Here is a 25163-nt window from a genome sequence, read left to right as displayed (position 1 = left end):
TCTGGATTAGCTGTACTGTCTTTTTATCAACACTGGATTAAGGTTTGTTGTCATGATTAATCCCACTAAAATCGCCATTATCAGCAGTGCCATAGTGCTGTTGTTTTTACTGACAGAATGTCGCCAAAAAGAGCAAATTTCCCTGTGTGGCCACGTCGAAGGTACGCCAATCGATACTAGTTTTGATGGCGGCCTCGATAATAACGACCGTACTCTGGCATCAACCAATTGCTTAAAAATCAAAGCGCTTTACGATAAAAGTGATCGTCAGACGAAATGGTTTAGCAGTTCGCCCTCCATCGCCGTGATGAACGCCTTGGGTTATCTTAAACAAGATGATGCCAACAACAGTGGCGATAGCTATGCGATGACGTTTAACGTGCCGGAGGAGTTTGTATTTGGCCCGAGCCGAGGCGAATATGCTCTGTTCCGTCAGGATGGTAAAGGCGTCATCTTACCCGGCACCGAAGCGGCAAAGGGTCATGAGGCCAAGGTTGGCGTCGACGGTCAGTTTGACCGCTGGTGCCAAAAATTGGCTTCACTCGAGTTTGCCGGTAAAGATAATTGGCGCAGGCCAACGGAGCAGGAGTTAAATACCCTCTATGGGTACGGCGAGAGTCGCGCAGCCTATCAACGTGCGCAGTGGAGCTCGACGATTGACTCTTGGTCTAGTACTGTCAATGAGACCGAATTCTTGGCTGGCATTATCTCTGTCGCCCCCAGCGGCTATAGTTCTCGCAGCTATGCTAATAGTGCCAACTATGCCGTTTGTGTTGCCGCATTTTGAATACTAAAGAGAGCTTGAACAAGCTCTCTTCTCACCTTATTTAATCAACCTTATTTAATCAATTTAATCAGCGCCTTAAATCTATCTCCCTGAGCTTCATGTTGCAGTTCAAATAACAGTGACTCCACATTGGTGAGGGTTGCTCCCTTGGCTGTCATCATTTGGATGCCCAGCTGTTTATTGTCAACGCTGCGGGAAGACACCGCATCGGCGACAAGGTGCACCGAGTAGTGCTGGTCGAGCAGATCGCGGCAGGTTTGGTACACGCAAACATGGGTTTCTATCCCCGCAAGCAAGACCTGTTTGCGCCGAGTTTGGGTTAATGCATTGGCAAATTCATCACAATACCAACCACTAAAGTGCTGCTTGGCAATGGGTGAGCCAGTTCTTTCGAGCAAGGTTTTTAACTCTTCTGTGGTCGAGCCAAGTTTGGCGGGTAATTGCTCGAGCCAGAGGATGGGGATTTCAAACAGCTGTGCGCCTTGGATAAGTGTACTCAACTGCTGATGAAGCTTGGCTGAGTTATCCATGATCTGAGCGAGCTTTCCCTGCACATCGACGATAACGAGTACACATTCTTCGGGTTTTAACATCGGGCGTTCCTTCTGCGCGGGTGGAATAAAGGCATCGTTTAGCGATTGCTCTGCTTATTTTGTGAATTGTTTGTTTTTTGCACTGTTAGTAAACCCTAATTGGGCAGCCTCACCAATAGGGCAAAGGTCGAATATGGCGTGCACTTAAATTGCTCACTAAAAGAGTGCGTCGCTCTTCTGCTTGCACAAGTCTGGTGCATTTTTAATCGAACTATTCCTGGCTAATCTTTGTTATTTCTTTTAAATCAATAAATTAAAATTCTGGCCTGATGATTGAATTATCTTGGCTACAAGTTAATAACAATCGCGTTTTTTGGAGGTCAGGATGAAACTAGTCAGCGCTATCATCAAGCCATTTAAATTGGATGATGTCCGTGAAGCTATCGCCGGTATTGGTATTGAGGGGATGACGGTGACCGAGGTTAAAGGTTTTGGCCGTCAAAAGGGGCACACGGAGTTGTATCGTGGCGCCGAGTATCAGGTGGATTTTTTGCCAAAAGTAAAACTAGAAATTGCCACTAAAGCAGAAAATCTCGACATGCTGATTGAGGCGATTACCAGTGCGGCTCATACGGGAAAAATTGGTGATGGAAAGATTTTCGTTATCGACTTAGAACATGCCATCCGTATTCGTACGGGTGAACTCGACACTGAAGCGCTATAGGGGGCGGAAGATGGAAGAACTAACAAAATTAGGCGTGACAGTCTCTGAACTGCGCTTTGCACTCGACACCTTTTATTTTTTGATTTCAGGCGCTTTGGTTATGTGGATGGCGGCGGGTTTTGCCATGCTCGAAGCTGGCCTAGTGCGCTCTAAAAATACCACCGAAATTTTAACTAAAAACGTGGTGTTATACGCGATTGCCTGTGTGATGTACCTATTGATTGGCTACAACATTATGTACGTCGACAATGCCGAAGGTGGCTGGTTGCCTTCACTCGGTACGCTGATTGGCTCACAAGCCGACGATGCAAACCATGCTTTGGAATCTGATTTCTTCTTCCAAGTGGTGTTTGTGGCAACGGCGATGTCGATTGTCTCTGGCGCCGTAGCGGAGCGAATGAAGTTATGGGCTTTCCTGTTCTTCTCCGTGGTGATGACAGGCATTATCTACCCAGTTGAAGGCTACTGGACTTGGGGTAAAGGCTTTATCTCTAGCTTAGGCTTTGTAGACTTTGCGGGTAGCGGTATTGTGCACATGACAGGTGCTGCTGCGGCTATCGCCGGGGTGTTACTGCTCGGTGCTCGTAAGGGTAAATATGGCCCTAACGGCCAAGTCAACCCTATCCCAGGCTCTAACCTGCCAATGGCGACCTTAGGGATGTTTATCCTGTGGATGGGCTGGTTTGGTTTCAACGGTGGCTCACAATTAATGGTTTCAGATGCGGCCAACGCTAGCTCTGTCGCTAAGGTCTTCGTAAACACTAATACCGCAGCCGCTTTTGGTGCTATCTCTGCCCTAGTTGTGTGCAAAATGATTTGGGGTAAAGCGGACTTAACCATGATCTTAAACGGCATACTGGCGGGCTTAGTGGCGATTACTGCCGATCCGCTGTCGCCTTCGCTGCTGATGGCAGGGGTGATTGGTGTGGTGGCTGGTGGTTTAGTGGTGTTCTCTATCGTGGGTCTGGACAGAATCAAGATTGACGACCCTGTGGGCGCGATTTCTGTGCACGGTGTTGCGGGTTTCCTTGGTTTGATGTGTGTCCCCTTATCGAATGCCGACGCGACTATCACAGCGCAATTAACTGGCGCAGCGATTATCTTCGCATGGGTATTTAGCGCGTCGTTTGCGGTGTGGTTTGTACTCAAGATGACCATGGGCATCCGTGTTACAGAGGAAGAAGAATATAACGGTATGGATGCGTCTGACTGTGGAATCGACGCTTACCCTGAGTTTGTGACTGTCAAAAGTGCAGGCTAACAGGTGTTGATATGACTTGATGCCTCTAAGGGATAAGAGGATAGTAAAGCAGAGCCAAGTGCTCTGCTTTTTTTATGGGTCTTCGACTGCCACGCTGATACCACAAGGAGCGAATGATGCGCTTAATCTCTTATCTCACAGTGAAAATCAGACGTACCTGCTTGCTTGGGGGCATTCTGAGTGCACTCTTAGCCTTGCCCGCTTTTGCGGGGCAAGTCGTAGTGACTCGTTCGGATGAGCCATTCGATGCCTTTGCTGTGCGCGACCAAGTGCTAAAAGATTATGAATGGCAGGAATCCTTGAGAAGACAGGAGCAAATTCAAATTCTGCAGGCTCTGCCACTCGGTTGTATCGCCCAGGTAAAGCCTTACCGCTACTTTACTTGTGGTCAGGATAACTACCGGCCTTATCGTTATCAGCAGCAGGATGTGTATATCAAGGTAGACCCTCCGGCGCAGCGTTAACCCTTAAGCTGCCGCAATCCTTTGTGGCAGGCCGTTATTTTTTGTAACCATTTTATGACGTCTTTTTGGCCAAGTGTAATAAGCTCAAATAGGAGCCTTATGGTCTGGGGGACATCTCATGATACAACTGCGCACCATCTCAAGCGGCATAATCTGCTCATTATTACTTTTACTCTTATGGGGTTGCAGCTCAACAGCCCCAAAACCTAGTGATGATGAAATCGATGCCCTATTTGCAGATTCGTTGTTTAAATCTGTCAGTAATATTCCGAGCGTCGAGGATATTTTTAGCCTTCCGCCTTCTGTGGCGGCCGATGTTAGGCGAGCCTACGACCGTTACAGCTTATCGACGAAAAATCCCGTCGCGGTACACGAATGGTTAGCCAGTTATATCAATGCTAACCAAGATGGCGGCCACAGCGATTTTCACTATCAAGATAATTTGACTCAAACCGCCAGCGAAACCTATGCCCAGCGCGCGGGGAATTGTATGTCGTTGGTTGTGATGACATCGGCTTTAGCGGATGTGTTTAAAATTGGCACTGAGTTTCAAGATATTGCGATTGAACCCGTGTGGGACAAACAGGGCGAGTTTTATCTGATCAACGGCCATGTCAATCTACGCTTGTTACCCGCCGAGAGCGTGCACACTGTGTATCTGTCGGCCCATGCGATTCTGGTCGACTTTATGCCCGAGCGAGCTCTGCGAGGCTACAATAAAGTGCAAATCAATCGCCAGACCTTAACCAGCATGTTTTATAACAATATGGCCGCCGAATCCTTGGTTGAAGGGGATTTAGACCGCGCCTATGCGCTGATTAAAGCCGGCTTAAAATCTGGACACTTTATCCCTGCGCTCAACACCTTAGCCGTGATTTATCGCCACAAGGGCGATGAAAAGCGGGCAGAGCAAGTCTATCGCTATGCACTCAAATACGATGCCGATGATATGACGACCCTCTATAACTTGGCGGTGATTTTAGGTGATCAGGGCCGTTTAGAAGAGTGGGCGCAGGTCAATAAAGTGTTGGAGTTAGCGCGTATTCGTAATCCTTATTACTACTATGATATGGGTGAACAGGCCTATGATGAACACCAATACAGCGAGGCGCTCGCTTGGTATCAAAGGGCCGTGGATAAAGCCGATTATCGCCATGAGTTTTTCTTTGGTTTGTCACGTACCTATTGGGCGCTGGGCGATGAGAAGCGCGCCAAACTCAATATGGAAAAGGCCATGGCACTTAGCCGCGAAGCCACAGATAAGCATCGTTATCAGGCAAAACTGCAGGCCATGCAGCAACATTAATCCTTTACTCAACCTCCTTTGTTTGCGTTTGATTACTGGCAAAGGAGGTTTTTTATTTCCGCTCTCAGTATCGTTTGCTTCCTACCCAAACATTCGGTTGGCTTTAGTTTGCATATCATATTGAAATATTTGAATTTGTATTTTTTAAAAATATGTTAAAACAAGACGTTATAGCTGATTTTTTGAAATGGAGACAACTTGGTTGCATTAACGGCGCAGACTGGATAAATTGAACTCAGTATTGCAGTTGAGATCCCCTATTGCAGCGATAAAAATAGCCTAAACACGAGAGTTGGAGCAGTAAATTATGTATTACCAAAATGATGACGTTCGCATTAATGAAGTCAAAGAGTTACTTCCACCGATTGCGATTCTAGAACGATTTCCTGCTTCCGAAAACGCTGCTGCAACTGTGTTTAACGCCCGTCAAAGCATCCATAACATTCTCGCTCGCCAAGATGATCGTTTGTTAGTGGTCATTGGTCCTTGCTCAATCCATGATCCTAAGGCCGCATTGGAATACGGCCAGAGACTGGTTGCGCTAAGAGAACGTTATCAAGATCAGCTCGAAGTGGTGATGCGTGTTTATTTTGAAAAGCCGCGTACCACAGTGGGTTGGAAGGGACTCATCAACGATCCTTATATGGATAACAGCTTCAAACTGAACGATGGTTTGCGTACCGCGCGTAAACTCTTGGTCGATTTGAATGACTCTGGCATGCCTACCGCGGGTGAATTCCTCGATATGATCACCCCGCAATATGTGGCGGATATGATGTGCTGGGGCGCCATCGGTGCACGCACCACAGAATCGCAGGTGCACCGTGAATTGGCCTCGGGGCTGTCTTGCCCTGTAGGCTTTAAAAATGGTACTGACGGCACGATTAAGGTGGCAATCGATGCTATTGGCGCCGCGAATGCGCCGCACCACTTCTTATCGGTAACCAAATTTGGCCATTCGGCGATTGTGTCGACCAAAGGTAATCCCGATTGCCATATCATTCTGCGAGGCGGCCGTGAGCCAAATTACAGTGCCAGCCATGTGGCGCAGATCAGCGAACAACTGAAAAAGGCCAAGCTGGTCGACAACATTATGATCGATTTCAGCCATGCCAACAGCAGCAAACAATATCAACGCCAAATGGAAGTCGCAAACGATGTGGCCGAACAAGTGGCCGCGGGTAATAAGGCGATTTTCGGTGTGATGGTCGAAAGCCACTTAGTGGAAGGGCGGCAGGATCTGATTGAAGGTCAAGCGTTATGCTACGGTCAGAGCATCACAGATGCCTGTATTGGTTGGGACGATACCGAGCGTTTACTCGCAGTGTTAAATCAGAGTGTTATCGAACGTCGTCAGCGGGTTTAATCGGGTTTAAGACCAAAAATAAAGGCGCTATCCCGGCGCCTTTATTTTTATTATTTCTTGCTCATTTCGGCTAAGTATTCGTTAGCTTTGGCCAAGCTACCAAAAGCAGCAATCAGGTTATTTCTGCCTTTGTCCTGAATTTCTGGATTGCCTGATTCGATCATCATCCACACCCAAGTTTGGATCAGTGGTAATGGCGGGTATTGAACTTTAGCTGAATCCAACATAAAGCATCCTTTGATCTTGATTTATTTGAGTTATCTTTAATGTTATCGCAGAACGAGTGCGGAACTTGTTTGTACGCACGGATCTGCGGCCAGATGTTTGCAAATCCTGCTGCTTGAAATCTTTAGTCCGAGGGACATTTTGGGTAAAACCGACAAAATAATCAACAGTCGAACCCTTGATGTTCTGGCCTATTTTAACGGTTACTGTTCTGATAAAGCCAAGCTTGTTTCAGAATTTTTTCACCTTAATATTCGCTTTGCGAACTCTTTGAGCGTAAGTCGTTAGCATGACATTTTTATTTCGGTAAGCCAGAGATATTTTGCCAAGCGGGCCGCTTTTTGTCTGTCAGAAAAATCTGATTGATTTTATTCAAACTTTCCCTGTTTGGTTTCGCCTTAACGTGCGCCATGCTGCTACAATTGAGCGACTTTGGCAAAGGTTTAGACATATGCGCCCAACACTGTATTTTGAAGGTCCCATCGATAAGCTCAATTGGCACGTGGTTAAGTTGCTCTGGCCTTATTTGCTCGAATACAAGGGCCGGGTGGCGCTAGCCATGTCTTGCCTTATCGTCGCTAAGCTTGCCAGCGTGGGTTTGCCTTTTATTCTGAAAGACTTAGTCGATACCTTAGATGCGAATAAAACCGCGCAGGCCTTGAGTGTGCCCATCGGATTAGTTTTAGCCTACGGCGCAGTGCGGCTGTTAACAGTGATCACGGGTGAAATCCGCGACACCCTATTTGGCCGTGTCACTGAGCGGGCCATTCGCCGATTGGGTCTCGCGGTGTTCGACCACCTGCATCGACTCGATTTGGATTTTCACTTAGAGCGGCGTACGGGCGGTTTGTCGAGGGATATTGAACGCGGCACCAGTGGTGTGAGCTTTTTGATGCGCTTTATGGTGTTTAACATAGTGCCGACCCTGCTAGAAATCGCCATGGTTATTGGTATTTTCTTTTTTAATTATGGGATTGCCTTCGCCGCTATCACTTTTACCTCAGTGATGGCCTACATTTGGTTTTCGGTGGTGGCGACTGAGTGGCGCACTGAATACGTCCGCGATGCGGCTAAGGCTGATTCCCTGTCCAACACCCGCGCCATCGACAGCCTGCTCAACTATGAAACCGTGAAGTATTTTAATAATGAGAAATATGAATCGGACCGTTATGACCAAGCCTTAGACCAATGGGAAGTGGCTAAACGTAAGAATCGTTTATCACTATTTGCCCTCAACGGTGGGCAGGCGATGATTATCGCGTTAGCGATGACGGCGATGATGGCGTTAGCCGCCTATAAAGTGACTAATAATGAGATGACCTTAGGTGACTTTGTACTGATCAATGCCTTTATGATGCAGCTCTTTATGCCGCTAAACTTTTTGGGATTTGTCTACCGTGAAATCCGCGGAGCCCTAGCCAATATTGAGCGGATGTTCAGTTTGCTCGATAAGCACCCTCGCATAGTAGATAAACCCGATGCCTTAGACTTTGAGCCTAAGCGCGGCGAGCTCAGTTTTGAGCATGTGAGTTTCAGCTACGATGACAGACCGATACTGCGCAACGTCAGCTTTAAGGTGGCGGCGGGGAAAAAAGTCGCGGTGGTTGGGGATAGCGGTGCGGGTAAATCTACGCTCATCAAATTGCTATTCCGTTTTTACGATGTGGAGCAAGGGCGCATTTTGATTGACGGGCAGGATATTCGTCAATTAACCCAGGATGCACTGCGCCGAGCTATCGCCATAGTGCCGCAGGATACAGTGTTATTTAATGATTCCTTAGTGGAGAACATTCGTTATGGTCGTCCCGATGCGACGGATGAAGAAGTGCGCCATGCCATCAAACTCGCGCATTTAGAGCATTTTATCGCGTCGCTCTCCCAAGGTTGGGATACCAAAGTGGGTGAGCGGGGCTTAAAGCTCTCGGGCGGGGAGAAACAGCGCGTGGCCATTGCGCGGGCGATTTTAAAAGGCTCTCCAGTGCTAGTGTTTGATGAGGCTACATCCTCCCTCGACAGCCGTTCGGAACAAGCTATTCTGTCGGCACTGCGCGAGGTCGCGAAAGGGCATACCAGCTTAGTCGTGGCACATAGGCTATCGACCATAGTCGACGCCGATCAAATTGTGGTCTTAAGCCAAGGGGAAATTGTCGAGCAGGGGAATCATCAGTCCTTACTGGCTCAGGATGGTCTCTACGCTAAGTTGTGGCGCATACAAAATGAGCAACAACAGCTTTCGGTTGAAGTGTAACAGCGTTGGGACAATTCAGTTTTTATTCAGGTTCGGCTCTCTATACTCGAATCCAAGCAAATAACGATAAGAGGTGCTTGGCATGGAAAATATGGCATTAAGAGTCAATATTGAAGGCAGAGAAGAGAAAGTAAGCACAGATTGGTTTGCGATTATGGCAACCCTTAAAAAGCGCGGTGTGGATTATGATTCGCTACAACGCATTCACGCAGAGTTAAACGCAGGCCTTAAAGTGACCACAAGACGTTTAACGCTGGCAAAAATGAATCAAGAACTTGAATTAGCAGGGATTATTCGTAGAACTAATGAATGTAATGCGGATGTTCGAGGTCTGAATTAAGCGATGAGATAAACGAAATAGGGAATATAAGAAATTATATTCCCTTTGGTTTTCCAGCCTTCCAACCTTCACATAACAAATTGAATTTGGTGGTCGATTCGTCAATTTTAGTGAGTCGAATCACTTGGCCTTCACGAAAACACACTAATTCGCCTTCGATCTCAGTCAAGCGATTACAGCTCTTACAGCTAGTGCTGGCAGTTTTACTGTCTGGCATATGGCTTACAAAGCTTGCTTTCACAGTGTTTCCTTAACTTAATATGCAGTTGTTTAATCTCAAGCGCGTATCACGGATCTTACCCCTTTTGTGATACGCGTTCAAATTACCTTTTGCTAAATTAACTTTAGACGAAAGTCGTACGAAATGCATACAGTGTCAAGTTAACTATTGATTGATATGGGAATAGTACTTATCCAGCGAAACCGACAAGCCACTCTCGAGCACAATCCTCACATGGGACGGTTTGAGTTGCCTTGGCTCTGTCACGCCACAGGAGTGGGCGATCAGGGCTAAATCGTGGTGTAGGTTATGATTATAATTAGCGACGCGAGTCGATTTGTCTCTAGGATCAAGGCCTTGCTGGAGTTTCTTATTATGAGTCGTGATACCCGTCGGGCAGGTATCCTTGTTGCATTGCAGCGCTTGAATACATCCGAGAGCAAACATATTGCCACGGGCCGAGGCGATAAAGTCCGCACCCAAGGCCAGCGCCCAAGCGACCCTCGATGGCACTATGAGTTTGCCTGAGGCAATCACTTTAATGCGTTTACGTAGCCCACGCTGAATTAAGATATTGACTAATATGGGTAAACTCTCTTTAAGGGGCAAGCCCATATAATCCATTAAGGGTTGAGGGGCGGCGCCCGTGCCGCCGTCAGCACTGTCTAAGGTAAAAAAGTCGGGGGCAGAGGCTTCGCCACGGCGCTCAATTTCATCGCAAAAATCTTCGAGCCATTGCACGTCCCCAAGTACGGCCTTAATGCCTGTGGGTTTACCCGTGACCTCACGTACTCTGGCAATCATATCCAGAATATCGCCCACATTTTTAAACTCGATATGACCATTGGGGCTTATGGAATCATGGCCCTGCGGGATACCGCGAATTTTGGCTATCTCCTCGGTGACTTTTATCCCCGGCAAGATACCACCCTTGCCTGGTTTGGCTCCTTGGCCCATTTTGATTTCAAACATTTTAACTTCGGGGTGGGTGGCGATTTCTTTGAGCTTGTCATCGTCTAAATGGCCGTGCTCATTACGTACACCGTATTTAGCGGTACCAATTTGAAAGACTAAGTCGCAGCCGCCTTTTAAATGGTAAGGGCTTAAGCCACCTTCACCAGTATTTAACCAACATCCCGCCTGCGCTGCGCCGTGGGATAAGGCGGTGACGGCAGGGCGTGACAGGGCGCCGAAGCTCATGGCGGAGATATGGCAAATGGCCTTAGTGGTGTAGGGCTCGCGGCAATGGGGGCCAATGGTTTGAGGCAGAATTGGCGTGATATCTTCATCTTGAGTAGGAAAGGCGGTATTCATAAACATGATGGCGCCTGTGCTGTCTAGCGGGCGCGTCGAGCCAAAGGCGATGGTTCTGTCGACGTTTTTCGCGGCTCGATATACCCAGCTTCGCTCGGCGCGGTTAAAGGGCAATTCTTCCCTGTCCTGTGCGAAAAAGTATTGTCTAAAAAACTCGCCTTGTTTCTCAAATAAATACCGAAAGCGACCTATCACAGGGTAGTTGTGGCGCACGGCCTGTTTGGTTTGTAGCTTGTCGGCGATATACATATAGACAATCGCCAGAACGACAAAGCCCGCTAGGATTAAAAACAGCCCTGAGAAGAGATCCAGTCCCCACATAAACCAATTCAATTCTTGCATCTTGTTATCCTCTATTCGTGTCCATAACGGGTGGAGATAAGGCTCGCCGGCTGTCCATCATGGATGGAGAGTAAAAACAGCTGGCTGTAATCATCTTCAGCGATGGTGGGGATTTCTGGGCCGCCAAGAGCTTTGATGATCAGTGGGACGGTATTGGAATGCCCCGCAATTAAGCTGTTACCTTTAACAGCATGTACTTGTGCAACAATTTGCTGGATATGGGCTGCGAGTGGTTTTTCGGCCGCGACCACGGTAATAGGTAAATGCCGCTCCGAAGACATAGGCAACAAGGTTTGCTGGGTTCTTTGATATTGGGTCGCGATCAGTTGCGAGATTTGCGTTCTTTGCAAGGCGCTGACAAGGGCTAGGGCACGTGCGTGGCCATCATCTGAAAGGGACGGATCGCCTGCTGGAGCATCGGCTTTTTCGGCATGCCTTACCAAAATAATCAATCGATTATCGGCAAAAGCTTGATTGATGGGGCTGAGTCCCATGCTAGTAAAGAGTAACAGGCCTAATAGCAGAGTGTGTAATAGCCGAAGTTTATTTAAGCGGATGGTTCGCAAGGAGTGAGTAACCACTGCTAGCCATTGGGGAGTTGCCATGCCGTATATCCTTATCTGATGGGCGCATGCAAGTGCGATGCTGAGGCGAATAGATTCATTATGGGTATCATTGCCTTAGATTGTGATGGTACTGCAATTGAGAAAAATACTAAAGTTGCTTAAATTTTGGTCGATAATAGAGTCACCCCAAATTGAATGGATTTTGTATCATGGAAATCAATAACCCTGCACAGGTACAGAGCGCTTCTTCGTCCCACCGCAAGTATGCCGAAAACGTGCCTGCCAATGCTGAAAAGACGAAAAATGTGGAAGCAGCATCTAAGCAAACTGCACAACAAACCAGTAAGCAGTTAATGAATCAGGCGATTCTGTCGGCGCAGGAAGATGTGAGTTTAAAATCCGGTGATCAATCCATGGCGTTACTTTATCGCGCGGCAATTGAAGCGATAAACAAAGAGTTAGCCCCTTCGATGGGCGAAAATGCCATTCAAACCGCCTATGACAATAACGTCGATACTTCCCCCGAAGCGACTGCCGATCGGATTGTGAGTTTTGCAACCCAGTTTTTTAGCATTCACCAACAGCAAAATTCAAATATGAGTTTGGATGAGCAGCTCGACAGTTTTATGAGCATTATCGGTGGCGCTATCGACAATGGTTTTAAGGAGGCTCGAGATATTTTGTCCGGCCTTAAAGTGTTGCAAGGGGATATTGCCGATGGCGTCGATAAAACCTATGGTTTAGTGCAAGAAGGATTGCAGGCCTTTAGGGATAGCTTCAATAAGAAACCTGATGAGGCGCAAACGGCTAGCGCATAATGTCCCGCGCTTAGTACTCTATCTTGTTGCCATTTCCCTTGTTTTAAGCCCCTTGCAATAAGGGGTTTTTGTTGCGCAGATAACAGTCTATGCTAGGGATCTATTTAACGTTTTGCTTGAGGGCGAGTTATGTGGACTAGGGGACGGGTTATCGAACGTATTGATTGGAGTGATAAATTATTTTCGCTGCGGATAGCGGCCGAACTGGCGCCCTTTATTCCGGGTCAATTTATTAAACTCAGCCAGATGCAAGATGATAAGCGTGTCGCCAGAGCCTATTCCCTCGTGAATTCCCCCGATAAACCCTATGCTGAAATCTTGGCTGTCGCCGTAGAAGAAGGGCAGTTATCCCCACAATTACAAAATCTTGCCATAGGGGATGAAATTGAGATCACCCCAACCGCCACAGGCTTTATGACCTTGGATGAGATCCCTAAGGGAGCAGGGCAAGGCCGGCACTTATGGTTGTTAGCCACGGGCACGGCCGTGGGGCCATTCTTATCTATGCTAGATACGCCAGAGCCTTGGCAGCGTTTCGAAAAAGTCGTGCTTATCTATGGTGTCCGCGAAGCTAAAGACTTAGCCTACCTCGATAAAATAAAGGCTTATGCAGTGCAATATCCTGATCAGTTTATCCTGTGTTTAACCGTCACCCGTGAAAAGGTCGACGATGCACTGCAATGCCGTATTCCCGATGGTCTCGTCTTGGGCGAAATTGAGCGTAAAGTGGGGTTAACTATCAATGCTGCGGATTCGCAGGTGATGATTTGTGGTAATCCGGGGATGATCAGCGGCGCGCAGGCTGCGTTGCTCGACAAGGGATTAGCTAAAAACCTACGCCGCGCTCCGGGACAAATTACCGTCGAGAAATATTGGTAATCGGTTGAGTGTTAATGATAGATAATTAGTCTTAATCGTTTTAATGTCAGTCATATAGAAGGATTTTTTGATGAAGTTGCTCTGCTCCCTCGCTTCACCCTATGCTCGCTGTGTTCGCACATTAATCCGTTATTTAGGGATTAAGGATATCGAAGAAGTCTTAGTCAATCCGATGGAAAACACCGCTGAGCTGCTCGATGTTAACCCGCTTGGGCAGATCCCTTGCCTCATCACCAACGATGGTGTGCCTATCTTCGATAGCGAAGTGATTATGCGCTATTTAGACGCCGAATTAGGTGAGCAGCAGATGTTTGGCGGCCAAGTAAATAATTGGGTATTGCAATGCCAGTATTCGATGATCAAAGGCCTGATAGACAGTGCGGTAAAATTGCGCCAAGAACAAATGCGTGAAGAGGAAGGGGTGAGATCGGCTTTTTGGACATCGCGTTTTGAGCAAGCGCTGCTGCGCGGTTTGATGCAAATGGAACATCAGAGTGTGATTACTCAGGCAACGATTCAGGCGCCACAATTAGCTTTGATTTGTTTGCTGGATTATGTGGATTTCAGACATCCAGAACTCGATTGGCGTAAAGTGGCTCCCGCGACCTCGCTCTGGTTTAGTGAGATGCGCGATCTCCCCGCGTTTGTGGAAACTCGCCCAGCGTAAAAGGCATTAGTGGTCTGTTGAGCGGCGGCCTCTATGGGTCTCACGGCGATTATGTTCACCAAACGCGCCGTAGAGATCCTTAGTTATGCCGTAATCGACTCTACGGTCGTTACCCGTTTGGCGTCTATCATCATAGTGTTGATAGCGGCACTGACAATTGGCCATAGTGCATTCTTCCATTGGGAGTTCAGGGGCTTCTTTTGACAGAAAACGTTTCCCTTTGAGCTCATCTACCTGATCACAACAACTGCCGTCATTTTCGATGCTGACGCAATGGAAGCGCCTTTCTTGCCCTGCAAGCCGTTGATTTTTCTTTTTCGCGTTATCCATGAGTTTGACAAAATGCTTGCGCTTTTTAGGCCCCCGTTTGAGCACCATAAACGCGAGTAGCGCTATCACGACGACAAGCAGCAGTAACGCGCCTAACATAACGCCTCCTCATGTATTTTAAGCGAATTAAGGTTCAGTTTAGTTTGGTTTGAGATAATCTCCAGTTTTAAGTTTAATTTCATTAAAAACAAAAAGTTAATCAATCTATTGCCCTAGTTCATTTGATCTATTACTCTTGCGCAACTGATAACTATTATCATTAATAGTCTTAAGAATTGACTCACGCTTGCTGTCATCATTTTGAGGAGAAATCGCTAATGAAATGGGTAACTTGTGCCGCTTTACTTGGGTTAATGTCGGTTGCGCAGTCTGCACATGCGGATGAAAAATTAACGGTTTATTCCTATCGCCAAGCGTTTTTGGTTGAGCCTATTCTGAAGCGTTTCACCGATGAAACTGGCATTGCTGTGAATGTGGTATTTGCGAAAGACGGTATTGCCGAGCGTATCGCCCGTGAAGGCCGTTTATCCCCTGCGGATTTAGTGTTAACTTCGGATTTCTCTCGCTTGGTCGAATTAGTCGACAAAGACCTGACTGCTCCCGTGAAAAGTGAGCAGCTCAATAGCAATATCCCCGCGCAATACCGCGATCCTGATGGACAATGGTATGCCTTAACAATGCGTGTACGTAATCTCTATACGGCAAAAGATCGCCTCGGCCCACAAGCCATCAGCTACGAAGAGCTGGCCGATCCTAAGTACAAAGGCAAGATCTGTACGCGCAGTGGTAAGCATCCTTACAACATCGCCTTAGTCGCGTCTATGATCGCCCACCACGGTGAGGCCGACACTAAGACTTGGTTGCAAGGTGTGAAAACCAACTTAGCACGCAAGCCTCAAGGTAACGATAGGGCGCAGGTGAAGGCGGTTAAAGAAGGCTTGTGTGATATCGCCATCGGCAATAGCTACTACTACGGCAATATGCTGCAAGACCCTGAGCAAAAGAGCTGGGCAGAGGCTGTGGCGATTAACTTCCCGAATCAAGCCGATCGCGGTGCCCATGTGAACGTTTCTGGTATGGTGCTGACTCGCTATGCGCCGAATAAAGACAATGCTATCAAGTTGATGGAGTTCCTGTCTGCGGATGTGGCACAAAAAGCCTATGCCGAAGTGAACATGGAGTATCCGGTGAAAGCCGATGTTGCGCCATCAACCTTGGTCGCCTCCTGGGGCGAGTTTAAATCCGACCAATTACCGATTTTCAAGCTGGCGGAATACCACCAAGCGGCGGTGAAATTGTTAGATGAAGTTCAGTTCGATCTCTAGTTGAGCGGTTATAGCAACTAGAAATAGTAAAAGTGAAAAGTGCGCCTTAATTGGCGCACTTAGGTTAAAGGATCCACATGATTTTAGGATTAGCCAGAAGCTGGTCGCTTACTGGTTATGCCATAGCCGCGCTACTGGTGTTACCCCTCTTTGCGTTAATCCTTCAGGCTGCGCAGCCCGATGAGGCCGTATTTGGTCATCTGCTCTCCACTGTACTACCCACCTATATCTCCAACAGCCTATGGTTGATCCTGTGGGTGAGTATTGGCTCACTGTTGCTGGCATTGCCCTGCGCTTGGTTGATGGCGCGTTGTGAGTTTGTCGCTAGGCGTTATCTGCAATGGGCATTATTGCTGCCCTTGGCCATGCCAGCCTACATTGTTGCCTACGTGTATACCGATTTACTCGATTACGCAGGCCCTGTGCAAACAGGGCTTCGCTCAGTGTTTGGTTGGAGTTCGCCGCAGGATTACTTTTTCCCCGATATCCGTACCTTAGGCGGCGCGGCGTGTGTGTTGTCGCTGGTGCTCTTTCCCTATATTTATCTGTTGGCGCGCACCGCGTTTATGGAGCAATCCCTAAGCTTGGCCCACGCTTCGAGGATTATGGGCTGCTCGCCGTGGCAGAGTTTTTGGCGTTTATCCTTACCTATGGCAAGGCCAGCTTTGGCCGTGGGAGTGGCCTTAGTGGCGATGGAGACCGCGGCGGATTTTGCCACGGTTAACTACTTTGCCGTGCCTACCCTGACCACAGCCGTGTACGACACTTGGCTGGGTTATGGCAATTTGACGGCTGCGGCTAAGCTTTCGGCCATAATCCTCTTGGTAGTGTTTAGTTTGATTGGGGTAGAGCGTTTTGCCCGCCGCAAGCAGCAGTTATTCCAAAAGCAGTCTCGCATTCAAGCGAGCGATTTATATCGGCTCTCACCGATGCAAACCCTGCTTGCCCTCGGTTATTGCATCACCTTGTTACTGCTGGCCTTTGTACTGCCAAGCGGCATTTTGCTCTCCTATGCCATCGATTATTTTGAGCAGAGCTGGGATCCGATTTTCTGGCAATTGAGCGTGAACAGCTTGAGCCTCGCACTTATAACTAGCTCTGTATGTTGTGTGATTGCATTGATATTGATGTTTATTCGCCGCGTGAGCCCAAGGTCGAGCGATGCGCTGCCATCACGCTTGGCATCGACTGGCTATGCCTTGCCTGGCACAGTGCTGGCGATTGGCGTGCTAGTGCCGTTAACCCTGCTCGATTTTGCGATCAATGATGTAGCCGATTGGTTGGGAATGACAGGCCCTGGGCTCCTGCTTACGGGCAGTACGGTCGCACTGGTTTTTGCCTTTTGTGTGCGCTTTGTGGCTATCGCCATTGGCAGTGTGGAGACCAGCTATAAACGCATCTCTCCGTCACTGGACATGGTGAGTCTGACTCTGGGGCAGAGCCCAAGACGACTATTGCAAAGAGTGCATCTGCCGCTGCTCACTAAGGGATTATTTGCTGGGGCGCTACTGGTGTTTATCGAAAGCATGAAAGAATTACCGGCGGCATTGTTGCTGCGGCCCATAGGGTTTGAGAATCTCGCCACCTATGTATTTCAGTTTGTCTCAGACGAAAAGCTTGAACATGGCGCCTTGCCCGCTATTGTGATTGTGCTCGTGGGGTTAGTCCCACTGATTTATTTAAACCGTTCCTTGGAGCAAGATAGCCGATGACCAGCACCCTCAATCTTCATCAAGTCCATAGCGATTATCAGGGCCAACAGGTACTCAAAGGCTTAGATTTAACCCTGGCACAAGGGGAAATCCTCGCGCTGTTAGGCCCAAGTGGCTGCGGCAAAACCACCTTGCTCAGGGCGGTGGCTGGATTGCAGGCCATCAGCCAAGGTGAGATCCAAATTAATGGCAAGACGGTCAGCGGCGCGGGGCAATTTGTGCCGAGTGAGCAGCGGGGAATTGGGATGATCTTCCAAGACTACGCCTTGTTCCCCCATTTGACCGTCGCCGAGAATATTCTCTTTGGCGTAGCAAAATTAACGGCTACGCAGCGCAAGGCGCGCTTGGATGACATGCTTGCCCTAGTGAAACTCGAAGGCTTAGCCAAGCGTTATCCCCATGAGTTGTCCGGCGGGCAGCAGCAGCGGGTGTCGATTGCCCGCGCGCTTGCCTATGAGCCGCAATTACTGTTACTCGATGAGCCTTTTTCGAATATCGATGCCCAAGTGCGCCACAGCATGATGGCGGAGATCCGCAGCATTCTCAAACAACGTAATGTCAGCGCGGTATTTGTGACTCACAGTAAGGACGAGGCCTTCGTCTTTGCCGATACCTTGGCCATTTTTAACCAAGGTGTGATAGTGCAGCATGGCCGCGCCGAAGACTTATATGCCGCGCCTAATAGCCGTTATGTGGCGGATTTTCTGGGCAGTGGTAACTACTTACCCGCTGAAGTGCTCGATGGTCATAGCGTTGTCACTCCGATTGGCGAGCTGCGCAGCCTGACGCCCTTGTCACAATCCCATGCTTTCAATGGCCAAGTGTTTTTGCGGCCACAGCAATTGGCGCTCAGCGCAGATGATGCGGGTGTGGGCACTATTACCGAGCGGCGCTTCCTCGGGGCATTTTGCCATTACTGGGTGAAAGTCGAGGCGGCGTCCCATGCCCATTATGTCGAAGTGCGTAGCCAAATCATGCAGTTGAATGTCGGCCAGCGGGTGGGATTAAGCACTGAGCCGCATTCCTTAGTGCTATTTGAATCTTAAGCAGACCGCAGAGGATATGTCACTGTATCAGCATAAAGTATGACATTTTTGCTTACGTTTAACTTGGTCAAAAAAATTCTAGATTGCTGATATTTTCAGCCTTCCTTGTTACCTTAATTCCTCCAGAGTGGGAGGAATTATGATAAAAACAATAAAATCAATTTGTACCTTAGTCACAGTGGCGACAGCAATGTCGTCATCAGGAGTGTTGGCCATGGATAGGATCACGGGTAAAGCCTTTGCGACGCGCTCAGAAGTGTATGCCACCCATGGGATGGCGGCGACCAGCCAACCGCTAGCGACACAGGTGGCGATTGATGTGTTAAAACAGGGCGGCAGTGCCGTGGATGCGGCGATTGCGGCCAATGCCATGCTGGGCTTAGTCGAGCCTACTGGTGCCGGGGTTGGCGGTGATTTATTTGCCATTGTCTGGAGCGCTAAAGATAAAAAGCTCTATGGCCTCAATGCTTCGGGTCGTAGCCCCAAATCCTTAACCCTAGAGAAGCTTAAATCCCTCGGATTAGATTACTTACCGCCCTTTGGGCCGCTGCCCGTGTCGGTTCCCGGCGCGGTGGATGGATGGTTCGAGCTGCACAACAAGTTCGGCAAACTGCCTATGGCCGATAATTTAGCCCCAGCCATTCGTTATGCCCGCGAAGGTTTCCCCGTTTCTGAGCTGATTGCCTATTACCTTAATGGCAGTGGTAAAAAACTCGGTCAATTCCCCGGTTTTAAAGAAACCTATATGCCCAATGGTAAAATGCCTGCGGTAGGGGAAATATTTAAAAATCCTGCATTAGCAAACACCTACGAGAAAATTGCCAAGGGCGGTCGCGATGCATTTTATAAGGGCGATATCGCCAAGAGCATTGATAAATACATGAAGGCGCAAGGCGGTTACCTCAGTTATGAAGACCTAGCCAGCCATACTAGCGACTGGGTTGAACCCGTATCGGCCAACTACCGTGGCTACGATGTGTGGGAACTGCCGCCCAACGGACAGGGGATTGCTGCACTACAGATCTTAAAAACCATGGAGCCCTTCGATGTCGCGGCCATGGGCTTTAACAGCCCCGAATATGTGCATCTTTTCGTAGAGGCTAAGAAACTCGCCTTTGCCGACCGCGCAAAATTCTATGCCGATATGGCCTTTAACAAAGTGCCAGTGAAGGAATTGATTTCGCAGCAATACAATTACGATCGCGCCAAACTTATCGACTTAAACAAGGCGGCTAAGAGTGTCGATGCGGGGAATCCTGCGTTGCAACATGGGGATACTGTGTATCTCACTACTGCTGATAAAGACGGCAATATGGTGTCGCTGATCCAGAGTAACTATCGCGGCATGGGCTCAGGTATGACGCCACCGGATCTAGGCTTTGTGCTGCAGGATCGCGGGCAGATGTTCGATCTCACCGAAGGCCGTTTCAACACTTATGCGCCGGGTAAGCGTCCCTTCCATACCATTATTCCCGCCTTTGTGACTAAAGACGGTAAACCTTGGTTGAGTTTTGGCGTGATGGGCGGTGCAACACAGCCGCAAATGCACGCGCAGATCATTGTTAATCTGATTGATTTTAAAATGAACTTGCAAGAAGCGGGCGATGCCCCCAGAATTTTGCACACAGGTTCGACCGAGCCTACGGGTGAGGTGATGAATGACGGCGGCTATGTGAGCTTAGAATCAGGCTTCCCCGTTGAAACCCGCCGTGAGCTAATTAAGAAAGGCCATGTGCTACGCGATGGGCTCGGCGATTTTGGTGGATATCAAGCCATTGGTTTTAATGCCGAAACGGGCGTTTACCGCGGCGCCTCCGAGAGCCGTAAAGACGGTTATGCCGCAGGTTACTAAGGCATAATTCGCCTTTGGCGTTATGAGCGCCGAAACTTGCGTAAGACGAATTGACGAGGCGTAATAGCCTCGTCAATTTTTATATTCCAGTCTACAAACGTGTTTACATTACAAAGACGGACAAACTGTGCGTTACTTAATGTCATTTTCAGGTAAAGTTGCGGATAATATTGCCGAAAATGAATCGACAAAAGGGTGATAACCAGATGGATATTCAAAATATGCCGCGTGAACAGTTGGGTGTGTGTGCAGAGGGAAACTTACATAGCGTCTATTTGATGTTTAATGCGAGCGACAACGATAACGTTGAATCGCAATTGCGTCCCTGTATTGCCAACGTTGCGCAGTATATTTATGAGTTGACGGATCAATACTCCGACAGCGCATTCAATGGTTTTGTGGGCATCGGCGCCAACTATTGGGACAGCCTCTATCCCGATGCTCGCCCTGAAATGCTCAAGCCATTCCCTGCAATGCAAGCGGGTAACCGTGAGGCGCCAGCGATCGAATACGATCTGTTTGTGCATATTCGCTGCGACCGCTACGACATTTTGCATTTAGTCGCCAACGAAATCAGCCAAATGTTCGAAGATTTAGTCGAGTTAGTCGAAGAGGAACGCGGCTTTAGATTTATGGATAGTCGCGACTTAACAGGCTTTGTCGATGGCACCGAAAATCCGAAAGGGCGTCATCGTCAAGAGGTTGCCTTGGTCGGGGATGAAGATCCTGAATTTAAGGGCGGCAGCTATATTCACGTGCAAAAGTACGCCCATAACTTGAGTAAGTGGCATAGATTACCGCTTAAAAAGCAAGAAGATATTATCGGTCGTACCAAGCAAGACAACATCGAATACGAGTCGGAAGATAAGCCATTAACCAGCCATATTAAGCGGGTAAACCTCAAGGATGACAACGGCAAGTCGATTGAGATTTTGCGCCAGAGCATGCCTTACGGTTCGCTCAAGGAGCAAGGGCTGATGTTTATTTCAACCTGTCGCACCCCAGAGCACTTTGAGAAGATGCTCCACAGCATGGTGTTTGGCGATGGTGCGGGTAACCACGATCACTTGATGCACTTTACCAGTGCCTTGACGGGGTCTTCTTTCTTCGCCCCAAGCTTAGATTTTTTGATGCAGTTCGATAATTAAGCCTTTGTAAACCGCGACTCAACGCACTGAGCCTTAAAGCCTCAGTGCGTTTTTGTTTGTGGGCTTAACTCGCCGTCGTCCACTTGCTGAGATCCTGCTGCCACTGCTGGGCGGTAAAATCGATAAAGGCGCGCACCAGCGCTTGTTGATAACTGCGGGAGAGGTACACCGCCCAGAGGGTTTGCCCTGGCGCCGTGTATTCGGGGAGCACTTCTTGCAGTTGGCCGCTGGCGAGATAGGGATTAGCTAAGTCACAGGGCAAGTAGGCAATGCCATGCCCGCGCAATGCGGCGCTAACCAGCACTCCCATTTCATTCGCCATCAGATTCCCCATTGGTTTAATCAGCTCACTCTGTTGCTCCTTGAGGAGCTGCCAGTGTTGCTGCGAGCTATGAATAAGGCAATTATGGCTGAGTAGATCGTTAGGGACGGTTAGCGGCTCGGCTTGAGCTAAGTAACTGGGCGCGGCGCACAGCACGGCATCTATGCTCATCAGTTTGCGGGCAATCAAATTCTCATCGGGCTGCTCGGTATAGCGCAGTGCCACGTCCACCCGCTCATCCACCAACTGGGCAAAACTGTCCGACATTAACAGTTGAATATTGACCTTAGGGTGCAATTTTATAAAGCGATCGACCACATCAAACAGACTGTGTTGCCCAAGCCCGACGGGCGTAGCAATCCGAATACTGCCAACTAATTCGGTGTTATGACTATGGGCGCGGCTTTCCATCGCGGCGACTTCGCTCAGCACCCGCTGGCAATATTGCAGGGCTTCTTCCCCCTGCAGAGTGAGGCTGACGCTGCGGGTCGTGCGGTGCAATAAACGTAAACTCAGCCACTGCTCAATTTCTTGAATATGACGTGATACCTGTAGGCGACTGAGATCGAGGTGTTCTGCGGCCTTAGTAAAGCTGCCACAGTTGGCCACTTCGATAAAGCTGCGCATGGCGGCGATTTTATCCATTAGTATCTCAATCTGAAACAATCATGCTCATTTATCGATATTTATCACGTGAAGTGTCGCAAGTAAACTGGTCTCAATTTAAATCAGTAGCGAGACTTATCAAATGAAAATTGCAGTATTAGGTGCATCAGGTTGGATTGGCGGAACCATTTTTAACGAGGCGCTGAGCCGTGGTCATGAAGTGGTTGCCTTAGTGCGTGACCCAAGCAAGCTTGGCGAAACCGCGGCAGAAGTGCGTAGTGTTGACCTGACTCAGCCATTGGAAGCCGACACATTTGCGGGTGTCGATTTAGTGATTGCCGCAGTCGGTGCGCGCGCCGAGCAGAATCACGGCTTAGTGGCAAAAACGGTCAATAATCTACTAGCCGTGTTACCACAAGCAAAAGTGCCTCGTCTACTTTGGGTCGGTGGTGCAGGGAGTTTAGAAGTGGCGCCGGGAGTGACCTTGGTTTCAAGCCCAGATTTCCCACCGGCCTATAAGGACGAAGCCTTAGCTCAAGGTGAAGCATTAAAGGCATTTCGCGCCACCAACACCATGGTTAACTGGACTTTTGTTAGCCCAGCGGCAGAAATTTATCCAGGCGCCAGCGAAGGTCCTTACCGTTTAGGTGGCGATAGCTTCTTTACCGATGCGAATGGCCAGAGCAAGATTTCAGTGGCCGACTACGCCAAAGCGATGCTCGATGAAGCGGAAAACGCGGCGCATCCTAATCAAAGGATCAGTGTGGCTTACTAAGGCCATAGACTCTGGTCGACGACTAATGTCGATGAGTTAAGGTCAATAAGCTATGGTTTGTGAGTTTGGGGTGACGAGTCTTTGTTCTAGATGTGCGTTATCCAAGCCAACAGATAGGTCTTATGCTGTAACGTAATCGGGACACTAGCCCTGAAACGAGGGCAATGTTGGACTGAAAAGCGTACAGATAAAAGAGAACAGGTCAGCAAGCTGACCTGTTTTTTTATTCTGCGTAGTTGAATAAAGATTTGATGGTTTCCAAGGTATCGGCGATATCTTGGATGCTGGATGGACAAATAAAGATAGTGTCGTCTCCGGCAATGGTTCCCAAAATCCCTTCTGGCTTACCGATGGAATCCAATAAACGGGCAATTAATTGCGCGGCGCCAGGGCTGGTGCGAACGACAATCATGGCTTGGTTATGGTCAACATCGAGTACTAAGTTCTTTAACGGGCTGCCTGCGGTAGGCACGCCTAGTTCGGCGGGTAAGCAATAAACCATCTCCTGCTTAGCGTTACGGGTGCGCACTGCACCGAACTTGCTGAGCATCCGAGACACTTTCGATTGGTTAATATTGCTAAAGCCTTCTGCTTGTAAAGCGGCGACAATTTCACTCTGGGAGCCAAAGCGCTCCTCTTTTAAAATCGCCTTAAAAATTCTAACAAGGTCATCCTGATTCTTGGTCGTTTGCATAGTCTTATTCTTTATTCAAAAAAACAGGCGTATTTTGAATAGTTTTGGTCAAAGTGTCAACAAATAACCATTATGACTGAATAAAAATGCAATTTACGGATGGCTAGATAGCCGTGTTGTCGCTATTGATATTGAACTAGAGTAAATATTCAACATTGGAATGCTCAGTTTCGCTAAAACTTTGTCTCCACGACTAAGGGATAATTGAAATTAACGTGACATTCCAGTAATGTGACGCCAACGGAAATTAGATCCATGTCACACATATCCGAGAAATAACGGAGATAACTATGAAAGTTGCTGTACTTGGTGCTGCTGGTGGTATCGGCCAGGCTCTCGCCCTACTGTTAAAAACTCAATTACCTGCGGGTTCTAAACTGTCTCTATACGATATCGCACCGGTTACTCCGGGTGTTGCGGTTGACTTGAGCCACATCCCTACTGCGGTAGAAATCAAAGGTTTTGCTGGTGAAGATCCAACGCCTGCACTGGAAGGTGCTGACGTTGTTCTAATTTCTGCTGGTGTTGCGCGTAAGCCTGGTATGGATCGTTCAGATCTGTTCAACATCAACGCAGGTATCGTTCGTAATCTGATCGAAAAAGTGGCAGTAACGTGCCCTAAAGCCTTAGTGGGTATCATTACTAACCCAGTAAACACTACTGTTGCTATCGCAGCTGAAGTGTTGAAGAAAGCGGGTGTTTACGACAAGAACCGTCTGTTCGGTGTGACGACTCTGGACGTTATCCGTTCTGAAACTTTCATCGCTGAATTAAAAGGCTTAAACGTTGCTGACGTTAAAGTGAACGTCATCGGCGGCCACAGCGGTGTGACTATTCTGCCATTACTGTCTCAAGTTGAAGGCGTGACTTTCTCTGATGAAGAAGTCGCTTCTCTGACCAAGCGTATCCAAAACGCGGGTACTGAAGTGGTTGAAGCTAAAGCCGGTGGCGGAAGCGCGACTCTATCTATGGGTCAAGCGGCTTGCCGTTTCGGTATGTCTCTGGTTCGTGGTCTGCAAGGCGAAGCTAACATCGTTGAATGTGCTTACGTTGATGGCGGCAGCGAGCACGCAGAATTCTTCGCTCAACCAGTGCTGTTAGGCAAAAACGGTATCGAAAAAGTACTGCCTTACGGTGAAGTGAGCGCATTCGAAGCTAACGCCCGTGATTCTATGTTAGATACGCTGAAAGGCGATATCAAACTAGGCGTTGATTTCGTTAAGTAATCTATCTGGATTATGAGAGAACGGAGCCTAATGGCTCCGTTTTTTATGCGCTAAATGTGAGCCCCTA

At 48.4% G+C, this 25163-nt stretch carries 26 protein-coding genes; 18 read left to right on the top strand and 8 right to left on the bottom strand.

Features of this window, described 5'->3' with window-relative positions; all coding sequences use genetic code 11:
* Positions 1 to 52 precede the first annotated feature (52 nt).
* Positions 53 to 787, top strand: coding sequence for an Lcl domain-containing protein (locus tag K0H60_RS17715; protein ID WP_220056548.1), 735 nt, complete (start codon positions 53 to 55; stop codon positions 785 to 787).
* Positions 788 to 837: 50 nt separating this feature from the next.
* Here K0H60_RS17715 and K0H60_RS17710 read toward each other — a convergent pair whose 3' ends face one another.
* Entirely contained in the window at positions 838 to 1380 is a 543-nt protein-coding gene (locus tag K0H60_RS17710) for a hydrolase (RefSeq protein WP_220053894.1), read from the bottom strand.
* A gap of 325 nt (positions 1381 to 1705) precedes the next feature.
* Here K0H60_RS17710 and K0H60_RS17705 point away from each other — a divergent pair, with 325 nt between their 5' ends.
* From K0H60_RS17705 to aroG, 5 genes are all read left to right on the top strand, one after another.
* The gene (locus tag K0H60_RS17705) at positions 1706 to 2044 is read left to right on the top strand and encodes a P-II family nitrogen regulator (RefSeq protein WP_011624095.1); all 339 of its coding nucleotides are present in this window, start codon (positions 1706 to 1708) and stop codon (positions 2042 to 2044) included.
* Positions 2045 to 2054: 10 nt separating this feature from the next.
* Positions 2055 to 3305 (top strand): ammonium transporter, encoded by a 1251-nt coding sequence (locus K0H60_RS17700; protein ID WP_011718316.1) that lies wholly within the window; start codon positions 2055 to 2057, stop codon positions 3303 to 3305.
* Between the two features lie 116 nt (positions 3306 to 3421).
* Positions 3422 to 3769 carry a hypothetical protein gene (locus tag K0H60_RS17695; RefSeq protein WP_220056547.1) on the top strand — a complete coding sequence of 116 codons (348 nt, stop codon included), beginning with the start codon at positions 3422 to 3424 and terminating at the stop codon, positions 3767 to 3769.
* 118 nt (positions 3770 to 3887) lie between these two features.
* Complete coding sequence (locus K0H60_RS17690; RefSeq protein WP_220056546.1) at positions 3888 to 5075, top strand: tetratricopeptide repeat protein; 1188 nt, start codon at positions 3888 to 3890, stop codon at positions 5073 to 5075.
* Positions 5076 to 5382: 307 nt separating this feature from the next.
* A complete protein-coding gene (aroG, locus tag K0H60_RS17685; protein WP_220056545.1) occupies positions 5383 to 6441 on the top strand; it encodes a 3-deoxy-7-phosphoheptulonate synthase AroG in 1059 nt (352 codons plus the stop codon).
* A gap of 50 nt (positions 6442 to 6491) precedes the next feature.
* On the opposite strand, the gene K0H60_RS17680 is transcribed toward aroG, so the two are convergent.
* Positions 6492 to 6668: a hypothetical protein gene (locus K0H60_RS17680; protein ID WP_011624090.1), complete on the bottom strand. Its 177-nt coding sequence runs from the start codon at positions 6666 to 6668 to the stop codon at positions 6492 to 6494.
* 449 nt (positions 6669 to 7117) lie between these two features.
* Here K0H60_RS17680 and K0H60_RS17675 point away from each other — a divergent pair, with 449 nt between their 5' ends.
* Together K0H60_RS17675 and K0H60_RS17670 are read left to right on the top strand one after the other, a co-directional pair.
* Positions 7118 to 8914, top strand: a complete 1797-nt coding sequence (locus tag K0H60_RS17675; protein WP_220056544.1) for an ABCB family ABC transporter ATP-binding protein/permease — start codon at positions 7118 to 7120, stop codon at positions 8912 to 8914.
* Positions 8915 to 8996: 82 nt separating this feature from the next.
* Entirely contained in the window at positions 8997 to 9254 is a 258-nt protein-coding gene (locus K0H60_RS17670; RefSeq protein WP_220056543.1) for a hypothetical protein, read from the top strand.
* Between the two features lie 34 nt (positions 9255 to 9288).
* On the opposite strand, the gene K0H60_RS17665 is transcribed toward K0H60_RS17670, so the two are convergent.
* The 3 genes from K0H60_RS17665 to K0H60_RS17655 all read right to left on the bottom strand — a co-directional run bounded on the left by K0H60_RS17665 (position 9289) and on the right by K0H60_RS17655 (position 11735).
* Positions 9289 to 9495, bottom strand: a complete 207-nt coding sequence (locus K0H60_RS17665) for a hypothetical protein (RefSeq protein WP_011718310.1) — start codon at positions 9493 to 9495, stop codon at positions 9289 to 9291.
* Positions 9496 to 9639: 144 nt separating this feature from the next.
* Positions 9640 to 11130, bottom strand: a complete 1491-nt coding sequence (locus tag K0H60_RS17660) for an FMN-binding glutamate synthase family protein (protein WP_220056542.1) — start codon at positions 11128 to 11130, stop codon at positions 9640 to 9642.
* An 11-nt stretch (positions 11131 to 11141) separates the two neighbouring features.
* A complete protein-coding gene (locus K0H60_RS17655) occupies positions 11142 to 11735 on the bottom strand; it encodes a phosphoglycerate mutase family protein (protein WP_220056541.1) in 594 nt (197 codons plus the stop codon).
* Positions 11736 to 11905: 170 nt separating this feature from the next.
* Between K0H60_RS17655 and K0H60_RS17650 the strand changes: the two genes are divergently transcribed.
* The 3 genes from K0H60_RS17650 to K0H60_RS17640 all read left to right on the top strand — a co-directional run bounded on the left by K0H60_RS17650 (position 11906) and on the right by K0H60_RS17640 (position 14060).
* The gene (locus K0H60_RS17650) at positions 11906 to 12514 is read left to right on the top strand and encodes a DUF5610 domain-containing protein (RefSeq protein WP_220053887.1); all 609 of its coding nucleotides are present in this window, start codon (positions 11906 to 11908) and stop codon (positions 12512 to 12514) included.
* A gap of 129 nt (positions 12515 to 12643) precedes the next feature.
* On the top strand, positions 12644 to 13393 hold the full coding sequence (locus K0H60_RS17645) for a ferredoxin--NADP reductase (protein ID WP_220056540.1): 750 nt from the start codon (positions 12644 to 12646) through the stop codon (positions 13391 to 13393).
* Positions 13394 to 13463: 70 nt separating this feature from the next.
* Positions 13464 to 14060, top strand: a complete 597-nt coding sequence (locus tag K0H60_RS17640) for a glutathione S-transferase (protein WP_011718305.1) — start codon at positions 13464 to 13466, stop codon at positions 14058 to 14060.
* A 6-nt stretch (positions 14061 to 14066) separates the two neighbouring features.
* Here K0H60_RS17640 and K0H60_RS17635 read toward each other — a convergent pair whose 3' ends face one another.
* The gene (locus K0H60_RS17635; RefSeq protein WP_011718304.1) at positions 14067 to 14489 is read right to left on the bottom strand and encodes a hypothetical protein; all 423 of its coding nucleotides are present in this window, start codon (positions 14487 to 14489) and stop codon (positions 14067 to 14069) included.
* Between the two features lie 218 nt (positions 14490 to 14707).
* On the opposite strand from K0H60_RS17635, the gene K0H60_RS17630 reads away from it, so the two are divergent.
* The 5 genes from K0H60_RS17630 (at position 14708) to K0H60_RS17610 (ending at position 21473) form a co-directional block, all read left to right on the top strand.
* A complete protein-coding gene (locus tag K0H60_RS17630; protein ID WP_220056539.1) occupies positions 14708 to 15715 on the top strand; it encodes a Fe(3+) ABC transporter substrate-binding protein in 1008 nt (335 codons plus the stop codon).
* 77 nt (positions 15716 to 15792) lie between these two features.
* A complete protein-coding gene (locus tag K0H60_RS17625) occupies positions 15793 to 17427 on the top strand; it encodes an ABC transporter permease (RefSeq protein WP_220056538.1) in 1635 nt (544 codons plus the stop codon).
* Positions 17424 to 18473 (top strand): ABC transporter ATP-binding protein, encoded by a 1050-nt coding sequence (locus K0H60_RS17620; protein WP_220056537.1) that lies wholly within the window; start codon positions 17424 to 17426, stop codon positions 18471 to 18473. The genes K0H60_RS17625 and K0H60_RS17620 overlap by 4 nt, the downstream gene beginning before the upstream one ends.
* 139 nt (positions 18474 to 18612) lie before the next feature.
* Positions 18613 to 20325 carry a gamma-glutamyltransferase gene (gene ggt, locus K0H60_RS17615; protein ID WP_220056536.1) on the top strand — a complete coding sequence of 571 codons (1713 nt, stop codon included), beginning with the start codon at positions 18613 to 18615 and terminating at the stop codon, positions 20323 to 20325.
* A gap of 206 nt (positions 20326 to 20531) precedes the next feature.
* Positions 20532 to 21473 carry a Dyp-type peroxidase gene (locus K0H60_RS17610; protein WP_011624076.1) on the top strand — a complete coding sequence of 314 codons (942 nt, stop codon included), beginning with the start codon at positions 20532 to 20534 and terminating at the stop codon, positions 21471 to 21473.
* A 64-nt stretch (positions 21474 to 21537) separates the two neighbouring features.
* Here K0H60_RS17610 and K0H60_RS17605 read toward each other — a convergent pair whose 3' ends face one another.
* Positions 21538 to 22440, bottom strand: coding sequence for a LysR family transcriptional regulator (locus K0H60_RS17605; protein WP_011718298.1), 903 nt, complete (start codon positions 22438 to 22440; stop codon positions 21538 to 21540).
* A 103-nt stretch (positions 22441 to 22543) separates the two neighbouring features.
* On the opposite strand from K0H60_RS17605, the gene K0H60_RS17600 reads away from it, so the two are divergent.
* Complete coding sequence (locus K0H60_RS17600; RefSeq protein ID WP_220056535.1) at positions 22544 to 23176, top strand: NAD(P)-dependent oxidoreductase; 633 nt, start codon at positions 22544 to 22546, stop codon at positions 23174 to 23176.
* 223 nt (positions 23177 to 23399) lie between these two features.
* Here K0H60_RS17600 and argR read toward each other — a convergent pair whose 3' ends face one another.
* A complete protein-coding gene (gene argR / locus K0H60_RS17595; protein WP_011624073.1) occupies positions 23400 to 23870 on the bottom strand; it encodes a transcriptional regulator ArgR in 471 nt (156 codons plus the stop codon).
* Between the two features lie 290 nt (positions 23871 to 24160).
* Between argR and mdh the strand changes: the two genes are divergently transcribed.
* Positions 24161 to 25096: a malate dehydrogenase gene (gene mdh, locus K0H60_RS17590; protein WP_011718296.1), complete on the top strand. Its 936-nt coding sequence runs from the start codon at positions 24161 to 24163 to the stop codon at positions 25094 to 25096.
* Positions 25097 to 25163: the final 67 nt, after the last annotated feature.

The organism is Shewanella mangrovisoli, assembly GCF_019457635.1.
In the GTDB taxonomy this organism is placed as follows: Bacteria; Pseudomonadota; Gammaproteobacteria; order Enterobacterales; family Shewanellaceae; genus Shewanella; species Shewanella mangrovisoli.
This window is presented reverse-complemented; position numbering and strand designations above follow the sequence as displayed.

What these genes read in the sequence shown, in the direction of transcription:
- K0H60_RS17715 (WP_220056548.1), top strand. Translation starts at nt 53, where the DNA reads ATGATTAATCCCACTAAAATCGCCATTATCAGCAGTGCCATAGTGCTG.
- K0H60_RS17710 (WP_220053894.1), bottom strand. Translation starts at nt 1,380, where the DNA reads ATGTTAAAACCCGAAGAATGTGTACTCGTTATCGTCGATGTGCAGGGA.
- K0H60_RS17705 (WP_011624095.1), top strand. Translation starts at nt 1,706, where the DNA reads ATGAAACTAGTCAGCGCTATCATCAAGCCATTTAAATTGGATGATGTC.
- K0H60_RS17700 (WP_011718316.1), top strand. Translation starts at nt 2,055, where the DNA reads ATGGAAGAACTAACAAAATTAGGCGTGACAGTCTCTGAACTGCGCTTT.
- K0H60_RS17695 (WP_220056547.1), top strand. Translation starts at nt 3,422, where the DNA reads ATGCGCTTAATCTCTTATCTCACAGTGAAAATCAGACGTACCTGCTTG.
- K0H60_RS17690 (WP_220056546.1), top strand. Translation starts at nt 3,888, where the DNA reads ATGATACAACTGCGCACCATCTCAAGCGGCATAATCTGCTCATTATTA.
- aroG (WP_220056545.1), top strand. Translation starts at nt 5,383, where the DNA reads ATGTATTACCAAAATGATGACGTTCGCATTAATGAAGTCAAAGAGTTA.
- K0H60_RS17680 (WP_011624090.1), bottom strand. Translation starts at nt 6,668, where the DNA reads ATGTTGGATTCAGCTAAAGTTCAATACCCGCCATTACCACTGATCCAA.
- K0H60_RS17675 (WP_220056544.1), top strand. Translation starts at nt 7,118, where the DNA reads ATGCGCCCAACACTGTATTTTGAAGGTCCCATCGATAAGCTCAATTGG.
- K0H60_RS17670 (WP_220056543.1), top strand. Translation starts at nt 8,997, where the DNA reads ATGGAAAATATGGCATTAAGAGTCAATATTGAAGGCAGAGAAGAGAAA.
- K0H60_RS17660 (WP_220056542.1), bottom strand. Translation starts at nt 11,130, where the DNA reads ATGCAAGAATTGAATTGGTTTATGTGGGGACTGGATCTCTTCTCAGGG.
- K0H60_RS17655 (WP_220056541.1), bottom strand. Translation starts at nt 11,735, where the DNA reads ATGGCAACTCCCCAATGGCTAGCAGTGGTTACTCACTCCTTGCGAACC.
- K0H60_RS17650 (WP_220053887.1), top strand. Translation starts at nt 11,906, where the DNA reads ATGGAAATCAATAACCCTGCACAGGTACAGAGCGCTTCTTCGTCCCAC.
- K0H60_RS17645 (WP_220056540.1), top strand. Translation starts at nt 12,644, where the DNA reads ATGTGGACTAGGGGACGGGTTATCGAACGTATTGATTGGAGTGATAAA.
- K0H60_RS17640 (WP_011718305.1), top strand. Translation starts at nt 13,464, where the DNA reads ATGAAGTTGCTCTGCTCCCTCGCTTCACCCTATGCTCGCTGTGTTCGC.
- K0H60_RS17635 (WP_011718304.1), bottom strand. Translation starts at nt 14,489, where the DNA reads ATGTTAGGCGCGTTACTGCTGCTTGTCGTCGTGATAGCGCTACTCGCG.
- K0H60_RS17630 (WP_220056539.1), top strand. Translation starts at nt 14,708, where the DNA reads ATGAAATGGGTAACTTGTGCCGCTTTACTTGGGTTAATGTCGGTTGCG.
- K0H60_RS17625 (WP_220056538.1), top strand. Translation starts at nt 15,793, where the DNA reads ATGATTTTAGGATTAGCCAGAAGCTGGTCGCTTACTGGTTATGCCATA.
- K0H60_RS17620 (WP_220056537.1), top strand. Translation starts at nt 17,424, where the DNA reads ATGACCAGCACCCTCAATCTTCATCAAGTCCATAGCGATTATCAGGGC.
- ggt (WP_220056536.1), top strand. Translation starts at nt 18,613, where the DNA reads ATGATAAAAACAATAAAATCAATTTGTACCTTAGTCACAGTGGCGACA.
- K0H60_RS17610 (WP_011624076.1), top strand. Translation starts at nt 20,532, where the DNA reads ATGGATATTCAAAATATGCCGCGTGAACAGTTGGGTGTGTGTGCAGAG.
- K0H60_RS17605 (WP_011718298.1), bottom strand. Translation starts at nt 22,440, where the DNA reads ATGGATAAAATCGCCGCCATGCGCAGCTTTATCGAAGTGGCCAACTGT.
- K0H60_RS17600 (WP_220056535.1), top strand. Translation starts at nt 22,544, where the DNA reads ATGAAAATTGCAGTATTAGGTGCATCAGGTTGGATTGGCGGAACCATT.
- argR (WP_011624073.1), bottom strand. Translation starts at nt 23,870, where the DNA reads ATGCAAACGACCAAGAATCAGGATGACCTTGTTAGAATTTTTAAGGCG.
- mdh (WP_011718296.1), top strand. Translation starts at nt 24,161, where the DNA reads ATGAAAGTTGCTGTACTTGGTGCTGCTGGTGGTATCGGCCAGGCTCTC.